The organism is Aeromonas sp. QDB25 (assembly GCF_027707725.1).
Classification (GTDB): Bacteria; Pseudomonadota; Gammaproteobacteria; order Enterobacterales; family Aeromonadaceae; genus Aeromonas; species Aeromonas caviae.
Map to the genome: position 1 here is coordinate 1 of NZ_JAPCIZ010000121.1, position 7,020 is coordinate 7,020.

A 7,020-nucleotide genomic window follows, 5' to 3' on the forward strand; every position below is an offset into this window, starting at 1 on the left:
CACCTATCGGTGCCGTGATGCTAAATCCGGAGCGGCCCGAGAAACCCGAGCCGGAGCAAAAAGAGGCTGCTTAAAACAGCTTTGCGCGACAACTATCTTGAAAAACGCCGTGTTCGTGCAGCCAATGTGCTTACTTGCAAGTAACGCGGCAAAGGTGGATTCGGATTGATAGACATGTAATTCCGTCATTACGCTGGGTGATGGGTAGGCACATTGGACTACCCATGGAGCAATTTGTTCAGGTAATCACAATAAACTTCCTGGCTAACTACTTGTCAGCAAGGCTTGGGCTTCGTCGCGTATCGCACAATATCGCTGTGTGAGGAGTGATCGTTTTTCAACTCGCCAACCGCCATATTTAGCTAGCCAGCGCCTGGGGCAACGTGGATCCCAACTATCAATGGCTTCGCGTAATCGCGCATCCAAATCGGTACGCTCTGCGTCTAAGTCTTTTATGGCTGGCATCAGGATCGGCTATGAGGAACTCGGTGGTTATCGTAGTGCTGACGAGAGGAATTGAACTGGTGACCTACTGAGCTAAGCCAGCATCATGCGCATGCTAAAGGATGTTTTGAATAATGTCATTAGAGCTGGCCTCTGTCATGCGACAGATCATTACCTAGTATTCCTGGTTCGTCACAACGAGAGCTGGCACTAATTAGCCACGAAGCACGTAAAAAGAAAGGCCACACCGTGAGGACATGGCCTTGTCTATTTAGATGAGGAAGTCATCCAGCTGACGACCTTGCTCGAGTTGCTCAGCCAAGAACTTGGGTGTACGGCCCTGACCGGTCCAGGTTTTCTCTACGCCATTCTCAACGTAACGGTATTTCGGGGGCCGAGGTGCTCGTTTAGCTTTAGCCGCAGTCGCTGCTGCTGGGGCACTGCCTACCAACTCAGTCGGGTCAATACCAGCCTGAGCCAACATCGCTTGGAACTCAGCCAGCTTTTGCTGACGCTCAGCATTGGCAGCTTGCTCTTTTTCAGCCAGTTCCAAGCGTTCCAGATAAATCGCTTCAATCTTCTCGTGGGCTTCTTGGAGTTGTTCCAGAGACAACTCACGCATTGCTGCACGTAGACTACGGATGTTCAACAGCACTTTCAGAAATTCACTCATAGATATCCTTAAATTAAATACGCAGGGATTGTTCTATAGCATACTAATGAGCACTGACGTGCTCAAGCGTCTTATCGTACTTGACTGCAACCGAAGTTGCGTTGTCCATCAGCAACCTTCGTTCTTTGTTTACTCAGATAAGCCATACGAAATAAAAATGCACTGAAATTTTCATCTAAGTTTCGCGCTGAATTACGGTCAAACCTGTATTGTGGATTTACAGGGAAGTTAACCAGCGTTGCATTATCTGGGTATGGGAGGCCCAACGCGCTGCACCACGCCTTCTGGATCCGAGTCCCCATGTTGTTGGCATCATAATCCCGATAATCTCCCAGGAAGGCATAGACGTCTTTGTTAAATAGCAGCATCAGGTGGTAATGCGGTGATGCCGATGACTCCTGTTCCCGACACCAGATCACGGTTGGTAATGACGGTAAACCACGTCGTTTCTGACGATAGTGGTCCGCACGTAGTTGGCTTTTTAGTGACTCCATAAAGCGAGTGATCACTGATGAATCTGAACGCTGTAAACAAGTCAGCGTATCCGTATCATCTTCAGGCGACTCACTAGCAAAGCGCAGATCCACACGCAGAGCATAAACACGAGGATACCTAGCTAGGGTACCAGAAACAACATCTAAGCTACGCCTCAAATAAGTACTATTCATAGGGCCATAACTGTATTCGTATAAGCGAGTAAGCGCTTTCATCTTCAATACAGAATTTTTTAAGTGATTCAACATAGGAATCCCTACCTTGGTTAATAGACACAGGGGCATAGTTCTATTGAACTAAATAAATAGATATATTTTTTGCTTAAGTAAATACACCATGCTCTGGATGCTATCCATAGTGGTACATGCTTAGAGGCATGTAGTCTTCACGCTACACCATCGTTAGATTGCATAGCGTATATGCATCGTTAGTAGTGTGCATTGCTATGGATGTATACAAGAGAGTATGTATTGTTATATGTATTGCTATATATAATACATATACCGCATCATGGCTTATTTAAATAAACCCATACACTCCTCAATCAAATGGACATATATACTAAAATATAGACATAGGGTTCCTAATTCAGATGCAGTTATGATACCGCCCTATATAACAACACTCTTAAGTTACTTAAGCGGAGTACTGCAATCAGTTAATACTGAACCTTAATGTATGGGTATGGTGCAACCATTAGTGTCGGAGCTTATTTCTCATGTCAATCAACGGTCTCTCAAAAAGTTCAACTGATGGTATTCCTGAATGGCGTCTTCCTTGATATTCGACTAGCTCGCTAACATAAATTCTATCACGGGTGCGGACTAAAGAGCGCCTAACAAGCCTAGGGTATTTCTTCCAAGATAAAGAAATATAGATTGACTGTTTCTTTTTAAAGCAAATGATATCTCCTCGAGCAATAAGAACTTCTATTGCATCTTCTAGCTTATTCGAATTACGAACACAATGTGGGCCACTTCGTCTAATGTCACCTTTCAAAAACAGCTCATTATTCCAGTTATGAATAATCCACTCCAGTAGCTTATTAACATGTGTCTCGTCCACGAACTCCCTAGCCTCGGGCGATCTAAATATTATCAATGCTTGATGTAAGTATATTTCAGCTAGTTCAATAGCAGTCTGCATAGTTTCATGAGTCACAAGCGTGGCTCTGTAGTTTATGTTTTTAAACACATGAAGTGCCGCCGCAATTCTTGACGCCTGCTCCATAAACTTTGAACCAAAATCTTTATAGTGCTCCAAATATTCCCCACGCCTCATTGCGTATTCAATGTCATTAAACTTGTCATTCCAAATTTTCTTAGCACTCTCTGTTAAATTCAGGCAATGACGTTCCTTGCCTTGTGCTCTCATCTCGAGCCCTTCTTGCAGTAATGCATCAATCCTTGAGCTAAATCTACCTAATTTAATTTTATCATCTAGTGATGCGCTATCATCCCTATCTTCTTGACGATAGCCAATCTCTGACTCAGGCTCACACAGTAGAATTCGAGCGTCTAATCCAGAGCTTCTCATCGCATCACCATTACTATCTCTGAATGTTCTATATATATCAGGCTGGATTTGCATGCTCAAAGTCAAACGAGCACCTTCAATATGAACTTCAGGGGCATTGGCTCTGTCAACACGTATAGTTTGACCTGACCATAGTGAGTTAAACAATGCATTATCTTTCATCAAGTCACTCGACAGTAGTGTCCCAGCTTCATCGGACACCAGAGCTAATGACGTATTCTTCTCAGCTAACATCGACTTCAGTTTTGCGACTGTTATATCCTCAGCTAAAATCCTCTTAACTACCGGAGCTATAGGCATATTTGAATGATGAGTGTGCCATGCCTCTATTATAATGGGCTGCTCATCACCTTTTTTATGCATCTCATCTAATTCCTTCCTTAACACTTTTTTCTTTATATTCCACAATTCCAGTTCGATCTGATATTTCTGCTGTGCAGCATCTACCTGCTCAGCTAAGCATTTTTCAAATTCACGAACTGGTTTCATCAGTAGCTTATCGACCGTGCTTTTTCTCTCGCCAGAAGCAGCTAGAATTAGAGTGTAAAGTGATGCCGGTATTTTCATCTCACTTTTGGGGCTAATATCTACCAACTGCTGCGATGCGATAGCTATAACAGACAACATTTGAGTCAAGATCATAAATCTCGGGGCCTTTGTTCTATAGGCGACGACATCCAGTGGATCCCAAAGGCACTGATCTAACCGCTCAATGACAGTTTCAATGGCTCTGTGTTGATTCATTTTTGACCTCCATTGTTTGACTACTTTGTGACCTGGTTGCGATCCATTGATTGACCTCGCTCTGACGCCAGCCGATCGCTGACTTGCCAAGTTTTATCGCCCTGGGAAAGCTGGGGTCATGCCGAGCAGACTTGGCGTTTAGCTTGTCATAAATTGTTGATCTAGCGAGGCTAATCATCTTTGTAAGCTCAGGCATCCTAATGATGCGGTCTATTGCTTCTTGCATTATGTGATGTCCTTCTAACGTCTGATTGAATGAGCTCGCATTATGGCGAGCCTATCGGGTAACGTCATGGGGGCAAACTACGGCTACAAAAGGTAAATCATGAAAAAACATCTCTTCGCAGCACTTATCTACTCTGTAGAAAAAACTCTTGGACTCAGAAGCAAGGCCCGCCCAACCGAGGAAGCCAGCAAAGCTAGCTTTGATTCACATCGTAAAGAATTACAAACAGAAACTGCCCCAAATGATTCCACTCGAAGACTAGAAAAGATATTCAAGCTGCTGCATATTGGTTGCGATTTGCCACCAAAAATGGATGTAAATCATTTTGATATAATGGAAAGCGTGTACTACGCTCTAGCTAGACAGCCTAATGTTCTTGATGTCCTATACGAGGACCCCATCCAAAATTATATTAGCAACGCATTAATCCCTTTAATTTGCGTTGACATTTATATTTTAAAAGGTTACTCAAATGAAAACTCAATCTATTATCATCTTGACCGCATCCTTGCAATGGATAATTTAGCTACCTTTGATGGCAATAAACAAGAACTCAGAAAAACCACAGCTCAAAAATATGTGCGCGAATATATAAATCATCACTTCAATAAGCATGCAGATATACTTAACAAAACCAATTTCAAGAATAAAGAACAGTTAATTCCTGAATTGCTCAATTATTTGGGTGTGTTTTATAAAAAAGACAATCAAACATGTGCAAAACTACATGAGAAACTTGAACCTTGTAATGAAAGGCTTTTTAGTACAAAAATTGACAATTCGTCATTTAGCATCCAGCCAATAATCGCCGCTTATACTGCCATCATAATTCTGCAGGATATCGCGAATAAAACCAGCATGATTGCTCATTTTTATAATACATATAACCTTCTTATCGAAAAACAAAGCCCAATACTTAACGACTTATATTTAAGCCTACACGCAGCACTGAGTGAAAACTATGAGGACTTAAACCTTAATGAATCATCCATTTACTTACATGATGGAAATGAACCAGAAATAATATTAAGCAGCAAAAAACTGATGTATTTAGAAAAAATAACCTCTTACATATTTGAAATGTTTGGGATTTGCACTCTATCTGATTCAGAGCTAGATTTGATGCCACTACTAGTAGAAGAATCATATCTAGGTAAAATGGTCTCGCTTCCTCCTCAATTTAGTATACCTATGGCTATTGTTGACAAGGATGCATCATTAGAGAATAAGGCAAACCATCTTGAAATGCATGTGATTTCATTTGATCATTCTAAGGTCGCTACTATTGCAGGGTTAATGTATAAAGAGACCAATAAATTTCAAAAGTTCTTCATGCAATATATACCTCTTATTGAAGCACTCGACTGCATAAAACATAACGAACCAGATGCAGCATTAGATATAATTAATAATGTGCAACATGAAGATCGTTTATCGTTTGGGTTTATTAAGCATTCACTAGCCGTGCTTAAAATAGGGTTGATGTACATCTTAAAGCCAAACAGCATTAAACACCAGTCATTAAACGAACAGGTTACTGACATAATAAACCATCAAGGCATTATTTCTATTCCTGTCCTTGCATCACCCAATTTATTAGAAATTAATAATGCCGGATGGCTTTCTATACCTGAATATGAAGAATGTTCTATTGTTTCTGGCGGCAACACATATAACTCGGTCGTAGCACAAGCCATCTATATTTATAATTTCACCGTCGCACGACACACCCCCTCGCGCAATCCAACGACAAACGAACCTATCAAAAACACGTCATCATTGACTCATCCAAATCTCAATTACTCTTCGTCATTGATTATCCGTAACCTGCTTAAAGACCTGAATGAGGTCTCAGGAAAAATATTAGCCGGACTTGATAAAGTCAGCATCGATGTAGATCCTAAAGTTCCTGAGGGCCCTGCAACATTTGCAAACGAATTGGTTAGAGAAAATGTTGTTTCTAGAGAAGAATTAAATGACAATCTAATCCAAGGAATTACAGGATCTTCTCTCGGTGTTTGTCTCTTGGACTATTCAACCATCATATTGTTCTTGTTTGTTCCTGGGGATGATGTTGCTAATATTATAGCGTTAGGTGAAAAGACTAATGTTGTAGAGTTATTGTTCAGGTATAGACATCCTTTACCTAAGGAAGGTGAGAATAATTCACTAAACACAAAAAATGCATCTGTAATCAGTTGAACTGAAAGAACTGAAATTTTCAGTTTCTTTGAAGGGGTACTTATTCGTACCCTCTCTAGTGAATAATTACTTGTTGATATACATTAATTTCAAATATACCTGCGAGAATTGTTTGAATACGTTTTTATTTTAATGTATTGTTTTCAGGGATGGAGTAGGTTGCCAAAACGTGGATTGAGGCACTGGTGACATTACAGCGCCACAATCCCACAGCATCAATTCAGGTGTATGGTTACTTCTTCTCCCACCTGTCATCATGACTCCAACAACTAATCAAGTAAGCTCTATCCAGATACTTTCAGATACGAATATCAAAAATATCTGGAATATCAAAAGTTGCGCACACTAATGAGTCTCAACAATGTTACTGGCAGCCGTCGTGTAATCTCATATGGCACCGCTTGGTTTTTAATCTCTATAAATGGTGTGTTGCGGCTATATGGCATTCCCTCTGCCTCCATTCAAATAAATTTCAGATATATATTCTCTCCGTGAACATACCTCTGGGATTGCGCTATGCAGTCCCATTTTCATTGGAGATTGATATATGGCTCACCTCATCGATAGCATTGCCTACACTGGCCAGACGCTGTCTCTTGATCAGATCTTGATCCCCTGCGCCATCAGATCCTTGGCGGCAAGAAAGCCATCCAGTTTACTTTGCAGGGCTTCCCAACCTTCCCAGAGGGCGCCCCAGCTG

General features: G+C 41.3%; 5 protein-coding genes. 1 reads left to right on the forward strand and 4 read right to left on the reverse strand.

The genetic code is table 11. The features are described 5' to 3' along the window. Positions 1–715: 715 nt before the first annotated feature. From PG883_RS22015 to PG883_RS22030, 4 genes are all read right to left on the reverse strand, one after another. Complete coding sequence (locus PG883_RS22015; RefSeq protein WP_195879271.1) at positions 716–1,117, reverse strand: H-NS family histone-like protein; 402 nt, start codon at positions 1,115–1,117, stop codon at positions 716–718. A 71-nt stretch (positions 1,118–1,188) separates the two neighbouring features. Beyond that, positions 1,189–1,860, reverse strand: coding sequence for an inovirus Gp2 family protein (locus PG883_RS22020; RefSeq protein ID WP_270808198.1), 672 nt, complete (start codon positions 1,858–1,860; stop codon positions 1,189–1,191). A 448-nt stretch (positions 1,861–2,308) separates the two neighbouring features. Beyond that, positions 2,309–3,892: a YfjI family protein gene (locus tag PG883_RS22025; RefSeq protein ID WP_043851978.1), complete on the reverse strand. Its 1,584-nt coding sequence runs from the start codon at positions 3,890–3,892 to the stop codon at positions 2,309–2,311. Further along, entirely contained in the window at positions 3,870–4,118 is a 249-nt protein-coding gene (locus tag PG883_RS22030) for a helix-turn-helix transcriptional regulator (RefSeq protein WP_081000947.1), read from the reverse strand. The genes PG883_RS22025 and PG883_RS22030 overlap by 23 nt, the downstream gene beginning before the upstream one ends. Positions 4,119–4,217: 99 nt before the next feature. Here PG883_RS22030 and PG883_RS22035 point away from each other — a divergent pair, with 99 nt between their 5' ends. Then, positions 4,218–6,320, forward strand: coding sequence for a hypothetical protein (locus PG883_RS22035; RefSeq protein WP_270682023.1), 2,103 nt, complete (start codon positions 4,218–4,220; stop codon positions 6,318–6,320). Positions 6,321–7,020: the final 700 nt, after the last annotated feature.